Source organism: Bacillus sp. B2-WWTP-C-10-Post-4 (genome assembly GCF_009183805.1).
GTDB classification, from domain to species: Bacteria; Bacillota; Bacilli; order Bacillales; family Bacillaceae_G; genus Bacillus_A; species Bacillus_A cereus.
The window spans coordinates 1-25238 of sequence record NZ_WEII01000005.1 but is presented as its reverse complement, the minus strand read 5'-3'; the positions used below and the strand labels follow the sequence as shown (position 1 = coordinate 25238).

Genomic DNA, 25238 nt, shown 5'->3' with positions numbered 1-25238 from the left:
GTATGACATAAAACCTCGTTCTTTTATTTTTAGTAATATAACGAGCGTTTTATGTACAAACTTTATACGAACTTCTGAAAGGGGCAACTACATGCAATATGTAATGAGCATTATCGGTATTCTTGCCGTGTTAGGTTTATGTTTTGCTTTGTCAAACAACAAAAGTAAAATCAACTTCCGTGCAATTGCAATTATGATTGGTTTCCAAATTTTAATCGGTTGGTTTATGTTTGCTACAAAGGTTGGTCAACAAATCATTATTTTCATTAGTAAAGTTTTCAACAAACTAATTAAACTTGGTACGACAGGTGTCGATTTTCTCTTTAATGGAATTCACAGAGATTTTGTCTTTTTCTTAAACGTATTATTAATTATCGTATTTTTCTCAGCACTACTTTCAATCTTTAGTTATTTAGGTGTTTTACCATTCATCGTTCGTGTTGTCGGCGGTGCAATTTCAAAAATTACTGGTTTGCCACGCGTTGAGTCATTCCACGCAGTAAACTCTGTATTCTTCGGTTCAAGTGAAGCGTTAATCGTTATTAAAAACGATTTACAGCATTTCAATAAAAACCGTATGTTTATCATTTGTTGTTCTGCGATGAGCTCCGTTTCTGCTTCTGTTACAGCATCATACGTAATGATGTTAGATGCAAAATACGTACTAGCAGCTCTTCCGCTAAATTTATTCTCAAGCTTAATCGTTTGTTCGTTATTAACACCAGTTGATACGAAGAAAGAAGATGAAGTGATTCAAAAATTTGATAGAACGCTATTCGGGGACAGCTTTATCGGTGCAATGATTAACGGTGCGCTTGATGGTTTAAAAGTAGCTGGTATCGTTGCCGCATTAATGATCGCCTTTATCGGTGTGATGGAAGTTGTAAACTACGTAATTAGTGCAGCTTCAGGCGCAATGGGACATGCCATTACTTTACAACAAATCTTCGGTTACGTACTTTCTCCATTCGCATTCTTAATGGGTATTCCAACTCAAGATATTATCCCAGCTGGTGGTATTATGGGTACGAAGATTGTTTTAAATGAGTTTGTAGCAATCCTTGATTTAAAAGACACAGCTACAACATTAGCTCCACGTACAGTTGGAATCGTTACAGTATTCTTAATTAGCTTCGCAAGTATTAGCCAAATTGGTGCAATCGTTGGTACAATCCGTGCCCTTTCTGAAAAACAAGGAAGCGTTGTTTCTAAATTTGGTTGGAAAATGCTATTTGCATCAACACTTGCTTCTATTTTATCTGCGACAATCGCTGGATTGTTTATTTAATAAAAAATCACCTTACTTTAACGAGTAAGGTGATTTTTTTGATTATTTATGAAACCGAGTGAAATTCAACTGCTTCTTCTGTATTGATAATCCTATCTTTATATATACCTTTTATTGAAATGTAAATGATAGATTTGTTTATGTTTTTTAACTTTCCTAATGAAAAATGATAAAGCAATCCATTGCTTTTTAAAGTCCACATCTTTCCACTCCATGGACCAGTAGCTTTTTGTTCATCAGACGCCTTGATTTCACCTTCATATTCGCATTCTCCCAAAGGAGTTTTAATTGTATTCTTCTCTGTATCAATTCGAATATTTTTAATTAGATTCAAATTTTCATCAGAGAGAATTTGAATTTCATGATCTTTCTTTTTAAAAAAGAGTTTTCCATCTTTGGTATTTATATATTCTGCATTATCTATTTTATCTATCATAAAATCATATTCTTCTTTTGTAATACCTAAGTTTTGATGATAAGGAAACGTTTTTTTCGGTATAATTTCTTCTTCGGCATACTTCAAATACCAATCTAAATTATTTGTAATACTATCGCTCATTTTATTTCCGATTTTCTCTAATTTCTCTTTTATCTCATAAGGAAATTCAAGTGTCATAATATCCGCCGTCACTTCCGCATTCATAAGATGCGATGGAATATACTCTTCCACGCTATTCGCTTTACTCACTTCACTTTGACAACCAACTATAAATAGCGATATGAAAAAGATATATATTATTTTTTTATATTTCATTTCTATTCTCCACTCCATACATTATTCTTACTTAGTTTTATAGCGGTTTTCATTATAGTATAAAATCTTTATATTTTAATAAAATAAATATCCTTATGCAAAATTGCATATTAATATGTATTCTTCTTACTTTAAAATTAGCTTAAATAACTTTCCAAATTATACAAATAACAAGTATTAAATGTTATAATTTGTAAAAACCATTGGAGGATATTATGAAAGCTCACGCAATTTTCGATTTCTTACATTTACTAGTCTTAACGCTGAAAAGCTATTATGTATGGGGAATGCCTATCTATGTCTTCATTATTCCTCTTATCTTTGTAGTCGGTTATATTATTATTAATTCTAATAAGAAACAAAAAAATACATCTATTCAAAGTCACTAAACTATTACCTTAATAGCCTCCTAAAAATCATATTCCCCTCATTTTCTTCAAATGATATGATGAACAAGGGTATATCCCCACCACTCTTATAGCGGTGGGGATTTTAATGTCAATATGCAACATACTACACAATAGAAGGTGATTTTTATGAGAAAATACGCAGCAATTGCTTTATGTACGTCTGCCATTCTAGCAGGCTGTAATACTAACAATGTAAGTCCAGAACCTAAAAAAGAGAAAACGGCTCAAGGGATTAAGAAACAAGGAGAGACTGTGCAAGAACAAGGTAAAATCTCATATAATTCAGTTACACACGAATCTACAAACACAAGTATTCATATTACAGACATAAAAGATTCTTTAAATGAAGTACAATATAAAATTTGGCGCACAGCTGATGGCAAGGAAAGTGCTAAATCTTTTTCTTCTAAAGAAAAAGAGAAACAATTCACACTTCCTTTTGATATAAAGGAATTTGAAGGAAAACGCGGTGAGTTCCAAATTGAAGCAACAGGAATGAAAGAAGATGGGAAAACAATCCCGCTTACGAAATCTACTATTACTTTCGAACAAAAGGTTCCTGTTCTTATGTATCACGCAATTGATGATTATCATGGTCAAGGCATTAAAGACTTATTCGTATCACCAGCTAACTTTGAAGCACAAATGAAACATTTAAAGGACAATGGTTATACGCTTTTAACGTTTGAACGCTGGGGCGATATAAATAAAGTAAATAAACCGATTTTCGTTACATTTGATGACGGTATGAAAAATAATATGAATGCATTTCGCATTTTACAAAAGCTAAAAGATGATACTTTTAAACCGGCAGCAACAGAATATATGATTGTTGATAACGTTGATGTAGAAGGAGCATTGTCTACTTCTGAAATAAAAGAAATGGTTGATTCCGGCATTTTCTCGGTGCAATCTCATACTGCAACACATGCAGACTTACCGAAAATTACAAACTATGAGGAAGAGTTAAAAGGTTCAAAAGAAAAGCTAGAAAAAATAACAGGTAAGCCTGTTATCGCGATTGCTTATCCATTCGGTCATGTAGATGATAAGGTTGTTGCAGAAACGAAGAAGTATTATCAATTTGCGACGACGACAAAGCCTGGGCAATTCATTACGAAGGGTGAACCTGATGAATTGTTAAAGATGAAGCGCGTTCGTATACACCATACAACGACTGTAGAGCAGTTTGCTTCTTCAATTAAGTAAATATAAGGGCTCAATACATTTTGAGCTCTCTTTTTACTTTATATTTATATATATTTTTAGAATTTTCTTGTATTATATATAGTAAGAAATCTTTCAAATTAAAGGAGATTATACATATGTCATTTGAACAAACGTTAGAGAAATATGCTGCTCTTGCAGTTAATGTTGGTGTTAATATTCAACCTGGACAAACTTTATCAATTAGTGCACCTCTTGAAGCTGTACAATTTGTACGCCTCGTTACAGAAAAAGCATATAAATCTGGTGCAAAACACGTATATGTAGATTGGAATGATGAGACGTTAACACGCTTAAAATTCGATCTAGCTCCTGAAGAAGCTTTCGCTGAATTTCCATCTTGGAAAGCACATGCTCGTGAAGAATTAGCAAAAGAAGGCGCTGCATTTATGTCTATCTATGCAGAAAACCCTGATTTATTAAAAGGTGTAGAACCATCGCGTATCGCAACAGCTCATAAAGTAGCTGGAGAAGCAATGAAAGTATACCGTGATTACGTACAAGCAGATAAAGTAAGCTGGTGTGTCATTTCTGTTCCTACGAAAGAATGGGCTGCGAAAGTATTCCCTGACGTAGCGCCAGAAGAACAAGAAGCCAAGTTATGGGATGCTATTTTCAAAGCTACTCGTGCTGATTTAGAAAATCCTGTAGAAGCATGGAAAGAACATGATGAAACATTACATACAAAAGTGGATTACTTAAACGAAAAGCATTATAAAGCTCTTCACTATACAGGTCCTGGAACAGATTTAACAATCGAACTTCCAGAAAAACATGTATGGGCTGGTGCTGGTAGCTTAAATGAAAAGAACGTACCATTTATGGCTAATATTCCAACTGAAGAAGTATTTACAATGCCACTTAAAACAGGTGTAAACGGCCAAGTTTCTAGTACAAAACCGTTAGTATTTGCAGGTAATATTATCGATAATTTCACGTTAACATTTGAAAACGGACGTATCGTAGACTATAAAGCTGAAGCTGGTGAAGAAGCTTTAAAACATTTAGTAGAAACAGATGAAGGTTCTCACTTCTTAGGGGAAGTAGCTTTAGTACCTCATGACTCACCAATTTCAAACACAAATGTTTTATTCTACAATACACTATTTGACGAAAATGCATCTTGCCACCTTGCGATTGGAAATGCTTACGCATTTAACTTAGTTGGCGGAAAAACAATGTCTAAAGAAGAACTTGCTGAAAACGGCGCAAACGCTAGTATTACACACAACGACTTCATGATTGGATCAGCTGAGCTTGATATTGACGGTATTACTGCTGATGGCAGACATGAGCCTATCTTCCGTAAAGGTAACTGGGCGTTTTAAATTTATTACCATAAAGAAACACATTGGATAATCCAATGTGTTTCTTTATTTATTTGGTTTCAATTCAAATTTTATTGTTCTATTTTCATGCGTAAACTCTGGTCTATACGTAGCGATATACGTATTTTCTTTCGCTACGTCAAATAGCATGATATCTTGAATTTTTTCTTCTGGTGCTAACTTTTTACTAATAAAGCTATCAGGGTTATTATATTCTTTAAATCTTGTACCTTTCTTATCGGTAATCTCAAATTCATAAAATGCAAAAGGCATTTCCTTTTCACTATTATTTTCCACTTTGAAAATAATCCCCAAAATCTCCTCTTTCTTTTTATCCTCATCATAATTTGGATATCCTAATTTAACTGAATCGATAGTTACTTGCAAACCATCTACGTCTACCGTCTCCCCTATTTTATACACTTTATCTTGAACATCTTCTTGTTTACTTTCATTACTATCTTTAGTCTCAGTGCAAGCACTTAAACTAAAAGCTATGCCAGAAATCAAAAAAATTCGACTCACCTTTTTTAACATACTATTTCCCCCACATAAGACAATATTTCATATGTATCATAACAAAATCCTTTACGCTTTCTTGTCATATTTTGTCGTATTAATTGCTAACTGCACAAATAGAAAAAAGCTATCTTCTACAAAAGATAGCTTTCATGATGCCGATGAAACCTTAAGCCCAATGACACCCAAAACAATAAAAAGAATACAAAATGCTTGAAATAAACTAATATGCTCTTTAAAAAAGTAAACACTAATGATTGTAATAAGTAATGTTCCAACGCCAGACCAAATAGCATAAGCAATGTTTAAATGAATCTTTTTAACGACGATAGCAAATACGCTAAAACAAATACCATAGAATACGAAAATTAGTACACTCGGAACGAGCTTTGTTAAACCATTTGATAGTTTCATCGCAATTGTTCCAGCTACTTCAAAAATAATTGTAACAAGTAATAATAGCCAATATACCATACTAAAATCTCCTTCTCTGTTACCTTATAGAGATTCTAGTATACTACTTATAGTCCCAATGAAATATATTTAATTTCTAAATATTCCTCGATGCCGAAATGGCCTCCTTCACGACCGATACCACTTTCTTTAAATCCACCAAATGGTGCTTGTGCAACTGATGGAAGACCGTCGTTTAGACCGATAATACCGTACTCTAACGCTTCACTAATTTGGAATGCTTGGCTAATGTCTTTCGTGAAAATATACGCAGCTAAACCGTATGGTGTATTATTTGCACGTTCGATTACTTCATCAACTGTTTTAAATTTCGCAACTGGTGCCACTGGCCCAAATGTTTCTTCATTCATACAAAGCATCGTATCATTTGCCAATCCAATTACAGTCGGTTGAATGAAATGTCCCTCTAACTCTGCGACCTTTTGACCACCATATAAAACTGTTCCACCTTTTTGAATAGCATCTTCAATATGTTCTTGTACTTTTGAAACTGCATTCTCATCAATAAGTGGTCCGACAGTCGTTCCGTCACCGAAACCGTCTCCTACTTTCAACTGCCCTACTGCCTTTTGGAACTTCTCTACAAATACTTCGTATACTTCTTCTTGAACGAATACTCGGTTTGTACATATACACGTTTGTCCTGCGTTACGGAATTTCGAACCAATCACCGCTTCTACCGCTTTATCTAAATCTGCATCATTCATTACGATAAACGGAGCGTGACCACCTAACTCAAGTGAAACTTTTTTCATCGTTTGCGCAGCACTAGCCATTAACTCTTTCCCGATTTCCGTTGACCCTGTAAAGGACACTTTTCGAACACGACTATCTTCCATCCACGTATCGGCAATTGCTTTTGCACTACCTGTTACGATATTGATTACGCCCTTTGGAATATCTGCTTCATGAGCTAATTCAGCTAATTTCAATGCAGTTAATGGCGTTTGACTCGCCGGTTTCACAACGGCTGTACAGCCTGCTGCAAGCGCTGGGGCTACCTTTCTCGTAATCATCGCTGCCGGGAAGTTCCAAGGTGTAATAGCTGCCATAACGCCAACTGGTTGCTTCATAACTAAAATGCGCTTATTCGGATGAGAAGCAGGAATCATTTCACCATATACACGTTTCCCCTCTTCTGCATACCATTCAACAAAACTATTTGCATAATTTACTTCACCAAGCGCTTCTGCAAACGGCTTTCCTTGTTCCTTCGTCATAATCGCTGCGATCTCTTCTTTATTTTTATCAATAAGCATGAACCACTTTTTTAACTTCGTGGCACGATCTGCTGCCGTTAACTTAGACCACGTTTTAAAAGCTTCATGTGCAGCATCAACAGCTTGCTTTGCCTCTGTTACTCCGCCTTTTGGTACAGTTGCAAATATTTCCTTCGTCGCAGGATTATTTACTTCAATTTGTTCTTGTAGTGTAATCCACTCACCATTTATATACATCGCCTTTTTATCTATACTTACGAAAGTCGCCTTTTTATCCAATGTTTTCTTCCTCCTCTATGAACTTCTTAATTTTCCTAGTAGCAGCAGATTGACTAATTTGCAAAAACTCAGCTACTTTATAACTTGATCCATACGTTTTATACGCTTTAAGAATAATATTTCTCTCTACCTCTTCCAGCATTTTATAAAGGCTTTGCCCCGATTGTTCAACTGCAGCCTCTTGCATAGAGAGTGGCAAATCCTCTACCGTTACAACATCATCGACAGTAATAACAATTCTCTCAATTACATTCTCTATTTCTCTATTGTTTCCTTCCCACGGATATCCAACAAACATTTGTAACGTACTCGGCGCTAGTTTCACATCACGTCCGTACTTTTTATTAAATTGCTGCAAGTAATGATAAATAAGCGGCAAAATATCTTCTGTTCTTTCCCTAAGCGGGGGAATTGCAATTGGAATGACATTCAAACGATAGTATAAATCTTTCCGAAATGTTCCTTGTTTCACCATCATACTTAAATCTCTATTTGTTGCCGCCACAATTCGGACATCCACTTTTTTTAATTCTCTTCCGCCTATAGGACGAAATGTTTTTTCTTGCAATACTTGCAAAAGCTTCGCTTGAATTTCAATCGGCATTTCACCGATTTCATCTAAAAAAAGAGTTCCTTTATGCGCGGATTCTAATAGTCCCTTTTTCCCTTCACGATTCGCACCTGTAAAAGATCCACCTGAATATCCAAAAAGCTCTGATTCAATTAAATTAGTTGGCAATGCCGCACAATTAATTTCATAGAAACTTTCATTCTTACGGTGACTCACTTCATGTAAATGGCGTACTAATCGACTTTTCCCAACTCCAGTCTCGCCTAAAACGAGAACAGTACTATCCACTACAGATACTTTTTTGATTGTATCGACTATTTTTTGCATAGCTAGACTTTTAAAAATAAGTCCTTCATGCTCATATGTTTCTCTTAATTCTTTTTTATATGTTTTTAGCTGATTATCCATTTCCTCTACCTTTTGACGTAATTGATAGAGTTCAGTAAGGTCCCGAGAATAACTAATCACTCTTCTTAAATTTCCCTCATCATCAAAAACAGGCCTTGTACGAACGTGTAAATACTCTCCTGATTTTGTAGTTTGAACGAGTTCAATTGGCCTCTTTTTTTCAATCACTTCTAATGTCGCTGATGGATAAAAGATTCCATCCTTTTGTAGTTCTTTTACATGCTTACCAACTAACTCTTCGGCAGCTAGTTGGTAGTGCCTTTCACATGTACTATTTACACGCACAACGATCCCTTGCTCATCTGTAACAAAAATTTCGTCAAACGCATATTCAAATACATCTTTTAAATCCATTAACACTCGTTCCTTTTCTGCAACCATCCTAGCCACCCCTAACTTCAAATCCATCGATCCACTTCACTACCTTTATTATAAAGTGAATTTTCTGCATTTAATATAGAGTCAGCTAGAATGTTTGCTATTTATACTTCAGTTTTTAAACGCGAGCGATGTTTGTTTGTTCATAACAAGCTTGCAACGATTCTTCAATTATTGTTAATCCTTCTTCAAGTTGCTCATCTGTAATAACTAAAGGCATTAACACACGGATAACATTTCCATATGTTCCTGCTGATAATAACAGTAACCCACGCTTATTTGCTTCTGTACATAGATTAGCTGTTAACGCTTTGTCAGGTGCTTTCGTCTTACGATCTTGAACGACCTCAAATGCACACATTGCTCCTAACCCACGCACATCACCGATGCAATGATATTTATTTTTCATCTCTTCGAATCGGTTCATTACGACTTTTCCTAATTCTATCGCTCTATCATTTAATTTCTCATTTTCTATTACATCGAGAACAGCTAATGCAGCCGCACATCCTAATGGACTTCCTGCATACGTTCCACCAAGTTCACCTGGTGCAGACTCATTCATAATTTCTTTACGTCCAATGACACCACTTATCGGTACACCAGCACCTAATGATTTAGACACTGTAATTAAATCTGGAACGACATCATAGTGATCAATTGCAAAATATTTTCCTGTACGACTAAAGCCTGTTTGTATTTCATCCGCTACAAATAAGATGCCGTTCTCTGAACAAATGCGGCGTACTTCTTGAACAAATTTCTTACTTGGGACGATAAATCCACCTTCCCCTTGAACAGGTTCCATTACAACAGCTGCAATTGTTTCTGGTGCTACTTCCGATATGAAGAAGTTCTTAAACTCTTCAATAATAAAATCATCATACTGCTCTTCCGTTAATCCCTCTGGGCGACGGTATTCGTATGGAAATGGTGCTTTATATACTTCTGGAGCAAAGGGACCAAACCCAAATTTATATGGCTTCACTTTACTTGTCATCGTCATTGTCATTAATGTACGCCCGTGGAAACCTTTAGAAAATGCGATAATACCAGGTCTCTTCGTATATTTACGAGCGATCTTCACCGCGTTCTCAACTGCTTCTGCACCACTATTTAAAAAGAGGACTTGCTTATCGAAACTTCCTGGTGCCAATGCCGCAAGCTTTTCCGCTAATTCAATATATGGCTCATACATCATGACATTAAATCCAGTATGAATGTATTGATCGACTTGTTTATGGAGCGCTTCTTTAACCGCTGGATGACAATGCCCTACGTTAATTGTCCCGATTGCTCCTGCAAAATCAATGTACTGATTACCATCAACATCTGTTACAAGAGCACCATTTGCAGATTGTACAAACGTTGGGATGCCGTTACTTACTCCTTTTGGTACTATATTTTGACGGCGTTCTAATAAAGATGCCGCTTTCGGTCCTGGAATTTGTTCATTTACTTTAGCAAATTTTTTTGTGTTCATTGCGTACCCCATCCTTTTCTTTACATTGTTTTCTCTTTTTATTGCAAAATGTATGCCAACTTTCTTTTCTAGCATTTATCCTATATTCTTTGTATCCAGGCATAAAAAATAAGTCTATAAAGACTCATTAAGAGTCTTTATAGACTTATTTTCCTTACACATTAGACTTTTCTTTCTCCCAGAAAAACTCACCCGATTGAGAAATAAACTCTCCAACAGAATCTAACACTAAATCAGCAAGTGGTTCTAATGTTGGACGGTCTCCCGTACCAGATAGCACCCCAATTGCATAGCAATCGCCATTTTTGGCTAAATGTAAATCAGTTGGCGTATCTCCAACAACCGCAACCTCACATGATGCTAAATTAAATTTCTCACAAAACACTTCTATAATCTTTTTATCTGGTTTTTGCGCAGGGAATGTATCCGAGGCTATAATATAATCAAAAAAGTTCTCCAACTTATATTGTCTTAAAAATAATTCTGTTGGTGCGAAATCATCCGCCGTGACAACCCCTAATATAAATCCTTTATCTTTTAATGCCTGTAACACTTTCGGTAAATCTGCTGTCATTTTCATATGCGAACGATGCTCATACATAAGGGAAAATAACTTCTCACTTACCCAATGATGCATCTCTTCTTCTCTAGCAGACTCAATATAATTACAAAGCCCCTTCGCTACATCAAGGCTTGTTCCAGCAGCTATTGCACTCCTCGGATTAACAAATGCTCCCTCTACACCGATCTCTTCTAATAAGGTCTGCCGCATTGTACTTGGTAAATGATATAAACTTATACATTCAGCTACAAGTTCTTCAGCTACTTTTATCCATATTGAATGAAAATCCATTAATGTCCCATCTTTATCAAATAATATCGCCTTTACCTTCTCCATAGCACCCTACCTCTCATTTCTTATCTCTTCCAGTGTATCAATAAAGTATGGATGTAAAATAAAAGAATTGTAAAAATACCATAAAAATCAAACTAACTCCCAATTTACAATTCATTTTAACAAAGTAAAAAGGATGCCTTTACAGGGCATCCTCTTGATGTTCAGGAACAAATAGTTCTAAACAATGATATATATTTTCGAATTCCATCGGTGCATCTCCACCATACTCACCATCTAAATTAATCATTAGTTTATCTGGTGAATGTACTTTAATTCGGTTCGCTTGTGTATATAACACTTTTGGATTATTAATATGCTCACCACGTTGTGCTTGTGTTGCTGCTTTAATTAAATCAGCGATAGAACCTTTTTTCAGTACTAATAGGTCAAATAACCCATCGTTAATAGATGCATACGGTGCTACCTTTTCAAATCCACCTACTGAACGAGTATTCGTAATTAAAAACATCGTAATTTCTTCTTGTAGTAACTTTCCATCATACTCAATTTCAACATATGTCGGATGCAATGATGGTAACATCTCGATACCTTTTAGGTAATAAGCAAGTTGTCCTAATACTGTCTTTAACTTACTCGGTACTTCGTATGTTAATTCTGTAATACGACCGCCACCAGCGATGTTAATAAAATATGTATCGTTCGCTCTACCGAGGTCTAATGGCACTGTTTTTCCTTCGCAAATAATATCTGCTGCCTCTTCAATAGAACGAGGTACACCAATTGCACGTGCAAAGTCATTTGTCGTTCCAACTGGAATAATTCCAAATTTCGGACGGAATTCATGCCCAACTAAACCGTTTACTACTTCATTTAATGTACCGTCGCCACCAGCCGCAATAACAACATCAAACTTACGATCCGCAGCTTGCCTCGCCGCCACAGTAGCGTCTCCAGGCCCCGTTGTCGCATGACAAGATGTCTCATAGCCAGCTTGTTCTAATTTTTGTAATACTTCTGGTAAGCTCTTCTTAAATAGCTCACGCCCAGAAGTAGGATTATAAATAATTCTTGCTCGCTTCATCATTTATTAGCACAGGAAATTTCTTTATGTATCGAAAAAGAACATACTGAACTTCTATTCAGTATTCCCATGCCTACCTCCTCTCATCTTGCTATCCTTCTTTTATCCCGCTCAAACAGGCAGTAAGAACCCGATTCGTGTAGTCCATCAAAAGTAAATATTCATTTCAATGGTTTTTTTATTTGACTCCAAAATTTATCCCGCTATTTGCGGGCAGTAAATGCCCGATTGGTGAGGGCTAATAATCAATGGTGGATGAACCTCCTACTGATTAAAGTTTCACTTTATTTCTATCCATTCTTCCATAAAAATTTACATATAACGAATAATAACTATCTATTATTTCATGAGATGAAAAAAACCTCTATGTTTAGATTTATCATTATTCCCACCTTTTTGCAACTATCATACCATAGTTGCTATACAAACATTTTTCCACTTTTGACAGTTAATCAAACGTTTGTTTAAACGATTTTGTCTCATTTAAACAAACGTTTGATTAACCTAGAAAAACACCCATGTACGGGTGTTTTTCTGCTTAATCTTTAAAAGTCACTACTATTATCGCTTATTAATCTCTTCAAGTAAGATTTTGTTAACAAGTGGTGGATTTGCTTGTCCTTTTGTAGCTTTCATAATTTGACCAACTAAGAAGCCAATTGCACGGTCTTTACCGTTTTTAAAGTCTTCGATAGATTGCTCATTATTATCAAGAATTTCTGTTACAACTTTACGAAGTGTACCCTCATCAGAAATTTGAACAAGACCTTTCGCTTTAACGATTTCTTCTGGGTCTCCACCTTTTTCAATTAATTCGTTAAATACTTTCTTCGCGATTTTAGAAGAAATTGTACCTTTTTCAATTAATTGAACCATTTTAGATAAACCAGCAGGCGTTAATGCAACATCTTTTAATTCTTTTTGTTGTTTGTTTAAGTATGCAAGTACTTCACCCATTAACCAGTTCGATGTTAATTTCGCATCAGCACCGTCTGCAACAGTTGCTTCAAAGAAATCAGACATTTCTTTCGTTAATGTTAACACGTGTGCATCATAAGCTGGTAAGCCTAGTTCTGCAACGTAGCGAGCTTTACGTGCATCTGGAAGTTCTGGAATAGAAGCTCGAACTGCTTCTTTCCACTCATCATCGATGTAAAGTTCAACTAAGTCTGGCTCCGGGAAGTAACGGTAATCGTCAGATCCTTCTTTCACACGCATTAAGATTGTTTTCTTTGTTGCTTCATCATAACGACGTGTTTCTTGTTGGATGATGCCACCAGATAACAGTTCTTTTTCTTGGCGCACTTGCTCATGCTCAAGACCTTTTTGTACGTAAGTGAATGAGTTTAAGTTTTTCAGTTCCGCTTTTGTACCGAACTTCTCTTGTCCAACTGGACGAAGAGAAATGTTCGCATCACAACGTAATGAACCTTCTTCCATCTTACAATCAGATACACCAGTGTATTGAATGATTGATTTTAACTTCTCTAAGTATGCATATGCTTCTTCTGGCGTACGCATATCTGGCTCAGATACGATCTCGATTAAAGGCATACCTTGACGGTTGTAGTCTACTAATGAACCATCAGCTGTATGCGTTGATTTACCAGCATCTTCTTCTAAATGAAGACGTGTAATACCGATACGTTTCTTTTTACCGTCTACTTCGATTTCAATCCAACCATTTTCACCAATTGGCTTATCAAATTGAGAGATTTGGTAAGCTTTCGGGTTATCTGGATAGAAATAGTTTTTACGGTCAAACTTCGTTTCCGTTGCGATTTCACAGTTTAATGCCATTGCAGCTTTCATTGCAAAGTTAACTGCTTCTTTATTTAAAGTAGGAAGTACCCCTGGGTATCCTAAGTCAATTACACTTGTTTGTGTATTTGGCTCCGCTCCGAATTCTGTTGGACTCGCAGAGAAAATTTTCGAATTTGTTTTTAACTCAACGTGAACCTCTAAACCAATAATTGTTTCTAAATTCATCTATGCTCGCCTCCTTACAGACTTGCTTTTTTTGTATGATAGTCTGTTGCTTGCTCAAACGCATGTGCAACGCGGTAAATTGTCGCTTCATCGAAGTGTTTACCAATGATTTGTAGACCAAGTGGCATGTTGTTAGCACCGAATCCACATGGAACAGAAATCGCTGGAACACCCGCTAAGTTTACTGGGATTGTTAAAATGTCATTTGCATACATTGTCATTGGATCATCAACTTTTTCGCCCACTTTAAATGCCGGAGTTGGCGTTGTTGGTCCAATAATAACATCATAGTTAGCAAATACATTTTCAAAGTCGTTTTTAATTAATGTACGTACTTGTTGTGCTTTCTTGTAATATGCATCATAGTAACCAGAGCTAAGCGCAAATGTACCAAGCATAATACGACGTTTAACTTCATCACCGAAACCTTCACTACGTGTGTTTTTGTAAAGATCTAATAAGTTATTTACATTATCAGAACGAACACCGTAACGCACGCCATCAAAGCGTGAAAGGTTCGCAGATGCTTCAGAAGAAGATAGTAAGTAATACGTTGCTAGAGCGTATTTAGAGTGTGGAAGCGATACTTCCTCCCAAGTTGCGCCCATACCTTCTAATACTTTTAAAGCAGCTAGTACTGACTCACGAGCTTCTTCGCCAACACCTTCGCCTAAGTATTCTTTCGGTACAGCAATGCGTAAACCTTTAACATCGCCTGTTAAACCAGCTAAATAGTTTCCAACTTCAACGTTTGCAGAAGTTGCATCCATGCGGTCAATACCTGAAATAGCTTGTAATAAGTATGCATTGTCTTCTACTGTACGTGTAATCGGTCCGATTTGGTCAAGTGAAGATGCGAATGCTACTAATCCGTAACGAGATACGCGTCCATAAGTTGGTTTTAAACCTACAACACCGCAATATGCAGCTGGCTGACGGATAGAACCACCCGTATCAGAACCTAGAGAGAATAGTACTTCTCCTGCTGCTACAGCTGCTGCAGAACCACCACTAGATCCGCCCGGAACGTAATCTAAGTTCCATGGGTTTTTCGTAGCGTAGAATCCTGAGTTTTCATTTGAAGAACCCATTGCGAACTCGTCCATGTTTAATTTACCGATTGTAATTGTGTCAGCAGCTTTTAGCTTTTGCACAACTGTCGCATCATAAATTGGATCGAAGTTTGCTAACATTTTGCTCGCACAAGTTGTACGAAGACCGTTAGTTACAATGTTATCTTTTACACCAATTGGCATACCGAATAATAAACCATTATCTTCAGCACCAATTTTTGCATCTAATTCTTTCGCTTTTGCGCGTGCATTTTCTTCATCTAATGTAAGAAAAGCTTTTACGTTATCTTCAACATCCGCAATACGTTTGTAAGATTCTTCTACTAAATCCGTAACGGAAATTTCTTTGCTGTTTAACTTCTTATGTAACTCTGATACTGAATGATCAAATAATGACATCGAAATTCCCCTCCTCTATTCTAATACTGCTGGAACACGGATTTGATTATCTTTGTGATCCGGTGCATTTTTTAATACTTCTTCAACTGGTAAACCTTTTTCTGGTACATCTTCACGCATAACATTTTTCATAGTTAATACATGAGTTGTTGGTTTTACATCTGTTGTATCTAATTCATTTAACTGTTCTGCAAATGTAACAATTGCATCTAGTTGTTTTTGAAATTTTTCTGCTTCTTGATCAGTAATTGCAAGACGTGCTAAATGTGCTACGTGCTTTACATTCTCAACGGAAATTCTTGACACGGCTAGGCCACCTCCATAATATATCGTTCAATCTACAATACTATTGATGATACCAAATTTTCAGTACTTCAAGCAAGTCAACACAGAGTACTTACGCCATTTTTACATAAAAAAAGAAAGGCAAATGCCTTTCTTTACAATTTACTCTTTATCTAACGGTTTATTTTTCGGAAATCTCTCGTTATCTTCTTCATTATCACGAATTGTTTTTTGTAATACAAAACAAGACATCGTTAAAAATAATGTTCCAATTAAATAGTATCCTTTTACACTAAGCGTTTCATCTAACGTATAAATCCCAATTAGCATACCTGAAAGCGCACAAACAAATGAAGTCCATGCTAAAAACGTGAACGCTTGCGTATTACGTCTTCTCATCGTTCTCCCCCTCGTTAGCTGTATACCCATTATAGATAAGTATATTTACCATGATGGATTTTTATGTAAATTCTAGTTTTATATTTATAAATCTATCATAAAAGAATACTATTTTAAAGAAAGTTTTCTGCCTAATCTGAAAAAACAATTAAAATCATTGACAATTATTTCTATTCTACATAAAATAAAAATAAATATTACGAACCTCGAAATATACGGGAGTGGAATTAATTGTTGCAATATGAACATTTTTTAGACTTACTGCTAGATAACGCCAAGAAACTTTTCTATCCTGAAGAATGGGTAAGCCTAGATTTAACACTTTCTAAAACAGAAGTATTTTGTTTACTTTGGATGGAACGAAATACAGATATTACAATGACGAAAATTGCTGATCTTCTTGATATACCGATGAGTACAACAACGGGCGTTGTAAATCGCCTTGTAAAAAAGGGATTTATTGAACGCTACCGTGATGAAAATGACCGACGTATTGTATTAATTCGGTTAACAGAAAACGGCGTAATGCTCGTTCAAGAAGTAAAACAAAATGCGGCCCATTACTTTAGCTTAGTAACAGAAGCATTATCAGAAGAAGAAAAAGCATTCTTACTACAAATCTTCCAAAAAATCATGAATCACATCGCTACGTCACAGCAGAAAACAGAAGAAAAAGTTTCTACACCTAAAATGAAAAACATTCCGATTGAATAAAACCCTGTCTGGGTTTTTATTCAACTATTTACTTCGACACTCGTAATATTCGACATTCGAAACAAAGGGGATATGAATGATGAGAATTATCTTGTATACAGGTAAAGGCGGCGTAGGAAAAACTAGCATTTCAGCAGCAACAGCAATTCAAAGTGCGAAACAAGGATTAAAAACATTAGTAATGAGCACAGATCCTGCTCATAGTTTAGGAGATTCATTTGGTATAAGGCTATCTTCTGAACCACTAGAAATTCGTGAAAATTTGTGGGAACAAGAAATTAATACGATTTATGAAATGGAAAAAGGCTGGGGAAAATTACAGAAATATATTACACTACTCTTCACTTCCAAAGCAGCTGATGATATTACAACAGAAGAGTTAACGATGTTTCCTGGTATGGAAGATTTAATTAGCCTACTTCGCGTACTCGATTATTATAAACAAAACACATATGATGTTATTATCATTGATTGTGCTCCAACAGGAGAAACATTAGCAATGCTAAGCTTTCCAGACATGCTCGGCTGGTGGATGGAAAAATTATTTCCTATTAAAAGAAAAGTTTTAAAAGTCGTTCGTCCTGTAGCTCAACCACTCCTTGGTGTCCCTCTTCCAACCGACGATATTATGGACGAATTAACAAGTACACTTGAACAGCTCGGAGAAATGAGAGATATTTTATCAAATCGAGAAGTAACAAGTATCCGCATCGTTGTAAATCCTGAAAAAATGGTCATTAAAGAAGCCCAGCGTAGCTTTACTTATTTGAATTTATACGATTATAACGTAGATGCTATTATGATTAACCGCGTCATCCCTAACACTGTCACCGATCCTTATTTTCAGGCATGGAAAGATACACAGAAGAAATATACAACATTAATTCAAGATAGTTTTCAACCCCTTCCTATTTACGAAGCTCCAATGTTTGAACAAGAAGTTGTTGGTTTGTCTATGTTAGAACGTGTAGGAGATTCTTTATTTAAAACTGATCATTCCCCTACAGAAGTGAAATTTAACGGGCGCACTCAATATGTAAAAAAGGATGGCGATGAGTATATTTTCGTTCTGTCCATTCCCTTCTCAAACAAAAGTGAACTTTCCTTAAATCAAAAAGGTGATGAACTTATTATTCGAGCGGGTTCTGTTAAACGGAACATCACGTTACCAAAAACATTAACACACCTTTCTATTCAAGGAGCAAAATTTGAAGAAGATATACTAAATATTCGGTTTGGAGGTGTAGTACATGCATGAGGAATTACTACGAAGGGTAATTCGTACAAAAGTAAAAGTCGGGATGCATATATTAGAAGAGCTACCTAATCCAATCCAACAATCAGCTAAGCAAATATTAAATATTTTACAAGAGGAACTAGCTGCTTATCTGAAAGAACGAGAGCATCATGAAGTTAATTTAAAAAATATCATAATTGAATAACCATCTCTGTATAGAGGGCCTTTTTTAGGCTTTCTATACTTTATTGGAGTGATGTAAATTGATGAAAAAACATTCCACTACTATATTCTGGATCATTCCCTTATTATTTTTCATTCATAACCTTGAAGAAGCTTTCCAAATGCCACAATACCTTGCTAATCAATTTTCAATCCGTCTTATAACTAGCCAACAATTTTTCATCGCCATTTCCGTATTAACAATCTTTGTATTACTTATCGTCTTCTATATCAACTTAACTTCTTGTCTTCTATATGCTGGATTATTTTTATACAAGGGGCCATCTTCTTCAACTCTGTTCAACATATTATTTTGTTTTTCATTTATCGCTCTTATAACCCCGGCGTAATATCAGCATTTTTCATTACTCTCTTTTCTATTTTCTTTTTTTTATCAAAAAAACACTTAATTCATCCAAAGCAATTCGTAATTACACTCCTTTTCAGCTTATTTTCTTATCCCATTATAATTTGGATCACCTTACTGTTCGCTAGCTATTTTCATTCATAAAAAAAGACCAGGAAAACTCCTGGTCCATTACTCTACTTAACAAACATTGGATTCTACGTTATACAAAATTGGAAGGTACAGAATTAGGGTTTGTTTGTTAAGTTTATATGTTGAACGAACTAACAGCGGAGGGGTTCCTTCTGTTAGTCCATTAAACCCAATGATTATTTTACGATTTTTTCAAGCTCATCAAGTGAAAGATTTACTGAAATGGAACCATCATTTGTTTCTTTCTTAATTGCATCTGTTACTTCTTTTGAATGATATAGTTCAATTACTTTTTTTAATGTTGGATCATCTTTATCTTTCGTACGAGCTGCAAAAATATTAATATATGGCTTCGCATTTTCATTGTTTGGATCTTCTAAGAAAATAGGATCCTTCGCTGGATCTAATCCAGCTTGACCAGCAACACCGTTATTAATAACTGATGCTGCAACATCTTTTAACACACGAGGTGTTTGCTGTGCGATAACCGGTGTAATTTTTAATTTCTTCGGATTTTCAGCAATACCACTTGGATCTCCAAATAGACCAAAGTCTTTTTTAAGCTTTAATAATCCAGCTGCATCAAGAAGTTTTAATGCACGTGCTTGGTTCGTTGGATCGTTTGGAATTGCAATTTCTGAACCATCTGGGATTTCATTTGCTTTCTTATATTTTTCAGAGTATAAACCCATTGGCGCAATTTGCGTTGTACCAACAGCTGTAATATCTAACTTATGCTCTTTTTTAAATTGCTCTAAGAAAGCAATATGCTGGAATGAGTTTAATTCAATATCTCCATCAGCTAACGCTTTATTTGGCGTTGTGTAATCAGAGAACTCCACCAGTTTAATCTTAATCCCTTCTTTTTCAGCTTTTTTCTTCAAAATTTCCCAAGCGTCTCCATCCGTTCCAGTTACACCGACGCGAACTACTTTTTCTTTCGCTCCTGCACCCGTGTCTCCACTTGAGCAGCCGCTTAATGCTGAGACTCCTACAATCGCTGATAATGCAAATGCTAAAATTTTCTTCATTTTCTTTTCCTCTCTTCCTTTTTATGATCTGCGTAACAAGACTTTCGCAAAGTAGTTTCCTAAATTTTGAGCTATCTGTACGAGAATGATAAGTAACACGACCGTTACGAACATAACTGATGTATCAAAACGTTGATAACCATATGTCATTGCCAAGTCACCAAGACCGCCACCACCGACAAGCCCAGCAACTGCAGAAAATTCAATTAAACCAACTGTCATAAATGTGACACCTAAGATTAATGGTGCTAACGCTTCTGGTACAAGGATTTCAAAAACAATTCTAATTGGCGAGGCGCCCATTGCTTGCGCTGCTTCAATTACTCCTTTCGGAACGGAAACAAGGTTTGTTTCAACCATTCTAGCAATACCAATTGATGCGACTAACGTCATCGGGAAAATTGCCGCTGCTGTTCCAATCGTCGTTCCGATAACACTTCTTGTTAGTGGACTTAAGGCTACTAAAAAGATAATGAATGGTACCGGGCGAATTGTATTAATTATGATGTTAAGAATAGAAAAGACCCATTTATTTTCTAAAAAGTTTCCTTTTCTCGTTATATATAAAAGTAAACCTAGAGGTATACCCAGAATTGTGGCAAATATAAGGGTTACAATTACCATTAAGAGGGTATCCCCCGTCGCATCTAGTATGCGCGGCCAAAATATACTCCAATCAACTCGCATGAGCTTCTACCTCCTTCAGCTGCACTTGCAGTCTTAGATGTTGTAATGCTTTTTGAATTTCCCTCTGCTCACCTTGCAACTCTACAAGAAGATTTCCAAATAGCACATTTTGAAGTTCAATAATATTTCCGTACAGTACATTTACATCGACGTTATAGTTTTTTGCGATATATGATAGTACCGGCTGTCCTGTCTCCTCACCAGTAAATGTTAGACGATAAATTTGACCACCATTTTGAATTTTCGCTAGAACACTTTCCGGTAAATGATCATTAATGACAGAACGTACAAAGTTTTGAGTCGTCTTTGTTTTTGGTTGCGTGAAAACATCAAACAGTTTTCCTTCTTCAATAACTTTCCCCTTCTCCATTACAGCTACACGGTGACAAATTTCTTTCACAACATGCATTTCATGTGTAATAAGAAGAATTGTTAAATTGTATTCTCGATTTACTTTCTTTAATAAGTTTAGAATTTCTGTCGTCGTTTCTGGATCTAAAGCTGATGTTGCCTCATCACATATAAGAATATCTGGCGATGTCGCAAGAGCTCTAGCAATGCCCACACGCTGCTTTTGCCCACCTGATAGCTGCTCTGGATAATAGTTTGCTTTATCTTCTAACCCTACAAACTTCAGCAGTTCATTTACTCTTTCTTTTATCTCATTCTTTGGTACTTTCGCTAACTTTAATGGATAAGCAATATTTCCAAATACTGTTCTTGAATTAAATAAATTAAAACTTTGAAAAATCATTCCAATTCTTTGTCTCAGTTTACGTAATTCTTTCGTCGATAATGATGTAATGTCTTTATCATCTATTGAAATCGTTCCTGCCGTCGGTCTCTCTAACATATTTACTAAGCGTAATAACGTACTCTTTCCAGCGCCACTAAAACCGATAATGCCAAAAATTTCGCCTTTCTCAACTGATAATGTTACATCCTCCACCGCATGAACAGATTGCCCAGCTGATTCATACACTTTACTTACGTTGTTAAAAGAAATCATTTTTTCCCCTCCTATATGCTGTAAAAACTTGAAGTAGAGCTTTCGAGGTAAAATAAAAAGTGCTCTCCTTCTTATCAACCATAAAGATAAGAAGGAGAGCACTTATATGTACTCATTCACATCTTCTCATCTTCCAAGCCTTTATATGGCTTGCTGGAGTTAGCACGGTATTAAAAAACCCGTTGCTGAGGTATCGTAGGGCCAGTCCCTCCACCTCTCTGGATAAGAATGTATCGATTTAATTGTCATTTAATTAATTCTCATTATAGAACTCAGAATAATAAGAGTCAATACATTTTTTAGAAAAATATTAATTATTCCTTTATTAAAATTTTCAGATGAAAATTCATGAGAAAATAGTAACTTTCAAGGTTATTTAAAATTCTTCTTCCTCATATTTTTAAACAGGAGAATCCTCTCCACGAATTGAATAAATTTATTTGAATATGAAACTCGGAGGCAGATAAATATATGAAAACAGCTCTTTTACTCGTCGATATTCAAAACGATTATTTTCCAAATGGAAAGATGGAATTGCGTAATCCAGTAGAAGCAAGCGAATATGCTAATCAGTTATTACAATACTTTAGAACAAACAGCGAACCTATTTTTCATATCCAACACGTAGCTATAAAAGATGACGCTACTTTTTTCCTACCTAATACAGAAGGTGTACATATTCACGAAAGCGTACGTCCACTTAGAGAAGAAACAGTTATAGTCAAACATTATCCAAATAGCTTCCGAGAAACTAATCTTCTAGAGCAATTACAGCGTTTAGACATTGAACATGTCGTTGTATGCGGGATGATGACTCATATGTGTATTGATGCTACAGTAAGGGCTGCATTCGATTTTGGCTTTCAATGTACCGTTATACATGATGCTTGTGCTACAAAAGACCTTTCTTTTAAGAACGCTACTATACCAGCTGTTTATATTCATAATACAATTTTAGCTAGTTTAAATGGTGTATATGCAAATGTAATAAGCACAAAAGAATTTTTAGCTACATAAAAAAACACTCCTTTCAGTGAGCAAAACCGAAAGGAGTGTTCCTTGTCGAACCATAGATTTTCTTTCAAATTGTATTATACAGGAAATTCTCAAAATGAATACTAAAAAATATGACTAATAAGTCAACTTTTCTCATCATTTTATTTCTGTTCACATGTTTATCCCGCTATTAATAGGTTTTAGCTCATTCCCTTCGAACGATGGTAATATATAGGATTTTAATTTTAAAAGGAGCTCTTCACATTCTGTGAAGAGCTCCTCTACTATTTCTTATAAAGTTTCAGAAGTAGTTTTTGCTTGCATGTGAAGCGCTAAATAATCAGGTCCACCAGCTTTAGAGTCTGTACCAGACATGTTAAACCCACCGAATGGCTGGTAACCTACGATTGCACCAGTACATCCACGGTTGAAGTATAAGTTACCAACGTGGAAGTCTTCGCGTGCTTTTTCAATATGGTCACGGTTGTTAGTAATAACAGCACCTGTTAAACCGTATTCCGTATTGTTTGCAATTGCAAGTGCATGATCGAAGTCTTTCGCTTTACAGAATGCTACTACTGGTCCGAAGATTTCTTCTTTCATTAAGCGAGCATCTTCTGCAACGTCAGCAACGATTGTTGGTTGGATGAACCAGCCTTTAGAATCGTCTCCTTCGCCACCTGCTAAGATTCTACCTTCTTCTTTACCAATTGCAACATAGCTCATTACTTTATCAAATGCAGCTTGGTCATTAACAGGACCCATGTTTGTACCTAATACTGCTGGGTTAGCAACTGTTAATTCTTTTGTTAATTCAACAGCACGATTTAATACGTAATCGTATACATCTTCATGGATTACTGCACGAGAACATGCAGAACATTTTTGTCCTGAGAATCCGAATGCTGATGCAACGATAGACTTAGCTGCTAATTCAAGATCTGCTTCTTTATCAACAACGATTGTGTCTTTACCGCCCATTTCAGCGATAACGCGTTTTAACCAAATTTGTCCTGGGTTTACTTTCGCTGCACGCTCATAGATGCGGATACCTACATCACGAGATCCCGTGAAGCTTACGAAACGTGTACGAGGATGATCTACTAAGTAGTCACCAACTTCAGAACCGTTACCTGGAACGAAGTTTACTACGCCAGCTGGTAAGCCAGCTTCTTCTAATACTTCCATAAATTTCGCTGCTACTACAGGAGTTGTACTAGCTGGTTTTAGTAATACTGTGTTACCAGAAACTAAAGCAGCTGTTGTCATACCTGCCATAATTGCGAATGGGAAGTTCCAAGGAGAAATGATAACACCTACTCCTAATGGAATGTAAGAGAAACGATTATATTCAATTGGACGGCTTTCTACTGGAATACCGTCTTTTAATTTTAACATTTGACGACCATAATATTCCATAAAGTCGATTGCTTCTGCTGTATCAGCATCTGCCTCATTCCATGGCTTACCTGCTTCTTTTACAAGAATAGCAGAGAATTCATGTTTTCTGCGACGAACGATTGCTGCAGCACGGAATAAAATGTCTGCACGCATTTCTGGCTTTGATTTTCTCCAAGTTTGGAATGTTTCATCCGCTACTTGCATTGCTTTTTCAGCTAACTCACGGCTTGCTTTTGAAACACGACCAACAAGTTCCTCTTTATTTGCAGGGTTTACAGAAACAATTTTGTCTTCTGTAGTGATTTTTTCTCCCCCAATAATTAATGGATAGTCTTGTCCAAGATAAGATTCTACTTTCTTTAAACCTTCTTCAAACGCTAATTTGTTAGCCTCCACTGAAAAATCTGTAAATGGCTCATGTTTGTATGCTACTACCATTTTTTTTAGCCTCCCCTTAGAAAAACGTTTACATTTTACAACATTATTCTACACGATAATTTAGATTTATTCAAATATTCCTAGACTTATATTTTAAAAATTAATAAATTTTTAAAATATAATAAAAAAAAGAGATTCATACATGCGTATGAATCTACAAAATATGAGTATATTCCAAAACATTTTTCCCGATCAATAATATAGTAACTAATAAAAATAAAGTCCTTACATATCCAACACCTTTTTGAACCGCAAACTTCGATCCAAAATAAGCACCTAAGATCATTGATAATCCCATGATAATACCGTATTCAAAATGAATTATGTCTAAGAATAAAAAAGTAATTAAAGATACAATATTACTAACAAAGTTCAAAAGTTTTCCAGATGCTGCCGCTTGAATAAAATCCAAGCCAATTAATAAAAATGCAAAAATTAAAAACGACCCTGTCCCTGGTCCAAAAAACCCATCATAAAATCCTATCATTAAAATAGCAAAGAAAAATATTAATGTTTTTCTTTGCGTCATCTTCTTATAGGTAGACACACTTCCCCAATTCTTTTTTGCAATAATATAAAT

24 protein-coding genes, 2 pseudogenes and 1 riboswitch are annotated in these 25238 nt (G+C 35.7%); of the genes and pseudogenes, 9 read left to right on the top strand and 17 right to left on the bottom strand.

What is annotated here, in order from left to right; all coding sequences use genetic code 11:
- Positions 1-91 precede the first annotated feature (91 nt).
- Positions 92-1288, top strand: a complete 1197-nt coding sequence (locus tag GBN78_RS04560; RefSeq protein WP_001200493.1) for a NupC/NupG family nucleoside CNT transporter — start codon at positions 92-94, stop codon at positions 1286-1288.
- Positions 1289-1334: 46 nt separating this feature from the next.
- On the opposite strand, the gene GBN78_RS04555 is transcribed toward GBN78_RS04560, so the two are convergent.
- Complete coding sequence (locus GBN78_RS04555) at positions 1335-2042, bottom strand: hypothetical protein (RefSeq protein ID WP_000875594.1); 708 nt, start codon at positions 2040-2042, stop codon at positions 1335-1337.
- Between the two features lie 215 nt (positions 2043-2257).
- Here GBN78_RS04555 and GBN78_RS30085 point away from each other — a divergent pair, with 215 nt between their 5' ends.
- From GBN78_RS30085 to GBN78_RS04545, 3 genes are all read left to right on the top strand, one after another.
- A complete protein-coding gene (locus GBN78_RS30085; RefSeq protein WP_000643592.1) occupies positions 2258-2431 on the top strand; it encodes a hypothetical protein in 174 nt (57 codons plus the stop codon).
- Positions 2432-2578: 147 nt separating this feature from the next.
- Positions 2579-3661: a polysaccharide deacetylase family protein gene (locus GBN78_RS04550; protein ID WP_001233715.1), complete on the top strand. Its 1083-nt coding sequence runs from the start codon at positions 2579-2581 to the stop codon at positions 3659-3661.
- 116 nt (positions 3662-3777) lie between these two features.
- Positions 3778-5007, top strand: a complete 1230-nt coding sequence (locus GBN78_RS04545) for an aminopeptidase (RefSeq protein WP_000007357.1) — start codon at positions 3778-3780, stop codon at positions 5005-5007.
- A gap of 45 nt (positions 5008-5052) precedes the next feature.
- On the opposite strand, the gene GBN78_RS04540 is transcribed toward GBN78_RS04545, so the two are convergent.
- From GBN78_RS04540 to GBN78_RS04490, 11 genes are all read right to left on the bottom strand, one after another.
- Positions 5053-5544 (bottom strand): DUF4352 domain-containing protein, encoded by a 492-nt coding sequence (locus tag GBN78_RS04540; RefSeq protein ID WP_000915112.1) that lies wholly within the window; start codon positions 5542-5544, stop codon positions 5053-5055.
- A gap of 132 nt (positions 5545-5676) precedes the next feature.
- On the bottom strand, positions 5677-6000 hold the full coding sequence (locus GBN78_RS04535; RefSeq protein WP_152127002.1) for a DMT family transporter: 324 nt from the start codon (positions 5998-6000) through the stop codon (positions 5677-5679).
- Positions 6001-6047: 47 nt separating this feature from the next.
- Positions 6048-7499 carry an NADP-dependent succinate-semialdehyde dehydrogenase gene (gene gabD / locus GBN78_RS04530; protein ID WP_000358127.1) on the bottom strand — a complete coding sequence of 484 codons (1452 nt, stop codon included), beginning with the start codon at positions 7497-7499 and terminating at the stop codon, positions 6048-6050.
- A complete protein-coding gene (locus GBN78_RS04525; RefSeq protein WP_000225141.1) occupies positions 7492-8859 on the bottom strand; it encodes a sigma-54 interaction domain-containing protein in 1368 nt (455 codons plus the stop codon). The genes gabD and GBN78_RS04525 overlap by 8 nt, the downstream gene beginning before the upstream one ends.
- A 115-nt stretch (positions 8860-8974) precedes the next feature.
- Entirely contained in the window at positions 8975-10339 is a 1365-nt protein-coding gene (gene gabT / locus GBN78_RS04520; RefSeq protein ID WP_001093007.1) for a 4-aminobutyrate--2-oxoglutarate transaminase, read from the bottom strand.
- A gap of 154 nt (positions 10340-10493) precedes the next feature.
- On the bottom strand, positions 10494-11237 hold the full coding sequence (locus GBN78_RS04515; RefSeq protein ID WP_000416668.1) for an HAD family hydrolase: 744 nt from the start codon (positions 11235-11237) through the stop codon (positions 10494-10496).
- A 139-nt stretch (positions 11238-11376) separates the two neighbouring features.
- The gene (locus tag GBN78_RS04510) at positions 11377-12282 is read right to left on the bottom strand and encodes a diacylglycerol kinase (RefSeq protein WP_000977679.1); all 906 of its coding nucleotides are present in this window, start codon (positions 12280-12282) and stop codon (positions 11377-11379) included.
- A gap of 558 nt (positions 12283-12840) precedes the next feature.
- Positions 12841-14268: an Asp-tRNA(Asn)/Glu-tRNA(Gln) amidotransferase subunit GatB gene (gatB, locus tag GBN78_RS04505; protein WP_001047685.1), complete on the bottom strand. Its 1428-nt coding sequence runs from the start codon at positions 14266-14268 to the stop codon at positions 12841-12843.
- Between the two features lie 14 nt (positions 14269-14282).
- Complete coding sequence (gene gatA / locus GBN78_RS04500; protein WP_000051455.1) at positions 14283-15740, bottom strand: Asp-tRNA(Asn)/Glu-tRNA(Gln) amidotransferase subunit GatA; 1458 nt, start codon at positions 15738-15740, stop codon at positions 14283-14285.
- A 15-nt stretch (positions 15741-15755) separates the two neighbouring features.
- Positions 15756-16046 (bottom strand): Asp-tRNA(Asn)/Glu-tRNA(Gln) amidotransferase subunit GatC, encoded by a 291-nt coding sequence (gene gatC, locus GBN78_RS04495; RefSeq protein WP_000086999.1) that lies wholly within the window; start codon positions 16044-16046, stop codon positions 15756-15758.
- Positions 16047-16187: 141 nt separating this feature from the next.
- Positions 16188-16424, bottom strand: coding sequence for a YiaA/YiaB family inner membrane protein (locus GBN78_RS04490; protein ID WP_001254393.1), 237 nt, complete (start codon positions 16422-16424; stop codon positions 16188-16190).
- A 231-nt stretch (positions 16425-16655) separates the two neighbouring features.
- Between GBN78_RS04490 and GBN78_RS04485 the strand changes: the two genes are divergently transcribed.
- From GBN78_RS04485 to GBN78_RS04470, 4 genes and pseudogenes are all read left to right on the top strand, one after another.
- Positions 16656-17138, top strand: a complete 483-nt coding sequence (locus GBN78_RS04485) for a MarR family winged helix-turn-helix transcriptional regulator (RefSeq protein WP_000942463.1) — start codon at positions 16656-16658, stop codon at positions 17136-17138.
- A 76-nt stretch (positions 17139-17214) separates the two neighbouring features.
- Complete coding sequence (locus tag GBN78_RS04480) at positions 17215-18396, top strand: ArsA family ATPase (protein WP_193224725.1); 1182 nt, start codon at positions 17215-17217, stop codon at positions 18394-18396.
- Positions 18389-18580, top strand: coding sequence for a DUF3926 domain-containing protein (locus GBN78_RS04475; RefSeq protein WP_000544105.1), 192 nt, complete (start codon positions 18389-18391; stop codon positions 18578-18580). The genes GBN78_RS04480 and GBN78_RS04475 overlap by 8 nt, the downstream gene beginning before the upstream one ends.
- Positions 18581-18719: 139 nt before the next feature.
- Positions 18720-19108 (top strand): annotated as a pseudogene (locus GBN78_RS04470) (HXXEE domain-containing protein).
- A 164-nt stretch (positions 19109-19272) separates the two neighbouring features.
- Here the strand turns inward: GBN78_RS04470 and GBN78_RS04465 are convergent.
- From GBN78_RS04465 to GBN78_RS04455, 3 genes are read right to left on the bottom strand one after another with little or no spacing between them, the layout of a single operon-like run.
- A complete protein-coding gene (locus GBN78_RS04465; protein WP_000721597.1) occupies positions 19273-20127 on the bottom strand; it encodes a MetQ/NlpA family ABC transporter substrate-binding protein in 855 nt (284 codons plus the stop codon).
- A gap of 21 nt (positions 20128-20148) precedes the next feature.
- Positions 20149-20814, bottom strand: coding sequence for a methionine ABC transporter permease (locus GBN78_RS04460; RefSeq protein WP_088019933.1), 666 nt, complete (start codon positions 20812-20814; stop codon positions 20149-20151).
- Positions 20804-21823 carry a methionine ABC transporter ATP-binding protein gene (locus GBN78_RS04455; RefSeq protein WP_000622969.1) on the bottom strand — a complete coding sequence of 340 codons (1020 nt, stop codon included), beginning with the start codon at positions 21821-21823 and terminating at the stop codon, positions 20804-20806. Before GBN78_RS04455 ends, GBN78_RS04460 begins: the two co-directional genes overlap by 11 nt.
- A 123-nt stretch (positions 21824-21946) precedes the next feature.
- Positions 21947-22052: riboswitch (SAM riboswitch) on the bottom strand.
- 242 nt (positions 22053-22294) lie between these two features.
- Here GBN78_RS04455 and GBN78_RS04445 point away from each other — a divergent pair.
- A pseudogene (locus GBN78_RS04445) lies at positions 22295-22860 on the top strand (cysteine hydrolase family protein).
- Positions 22861-23110: 250 nt separating this feature from the next.
- Here the strand turns inward: GBN78_RS04445 and pruA are convergent.
- Positions 23111-24658 (bottom strand): L-glutamate gamma-semialdehyde dehydrogenase, encoded by a 1548-nt coding sequence (pruA, locus tag GBN78_RS04440; protein WP_098686118.1) that lies wholly within the window; start codon positions 24656-24658, stop codon positions 23111-23113.
- A 154-nt stretch (positions 24659-24812) separates the two neighbouring features.
- A partial coding sequence (locus GBN78_RS04435; RefSeq protein ID WP_152126998.1) for a sulfite exporter TauE/SafE family protein occupies positions 24813-25238 on the bottom strand: 426 nt, incomplete at its 5' end.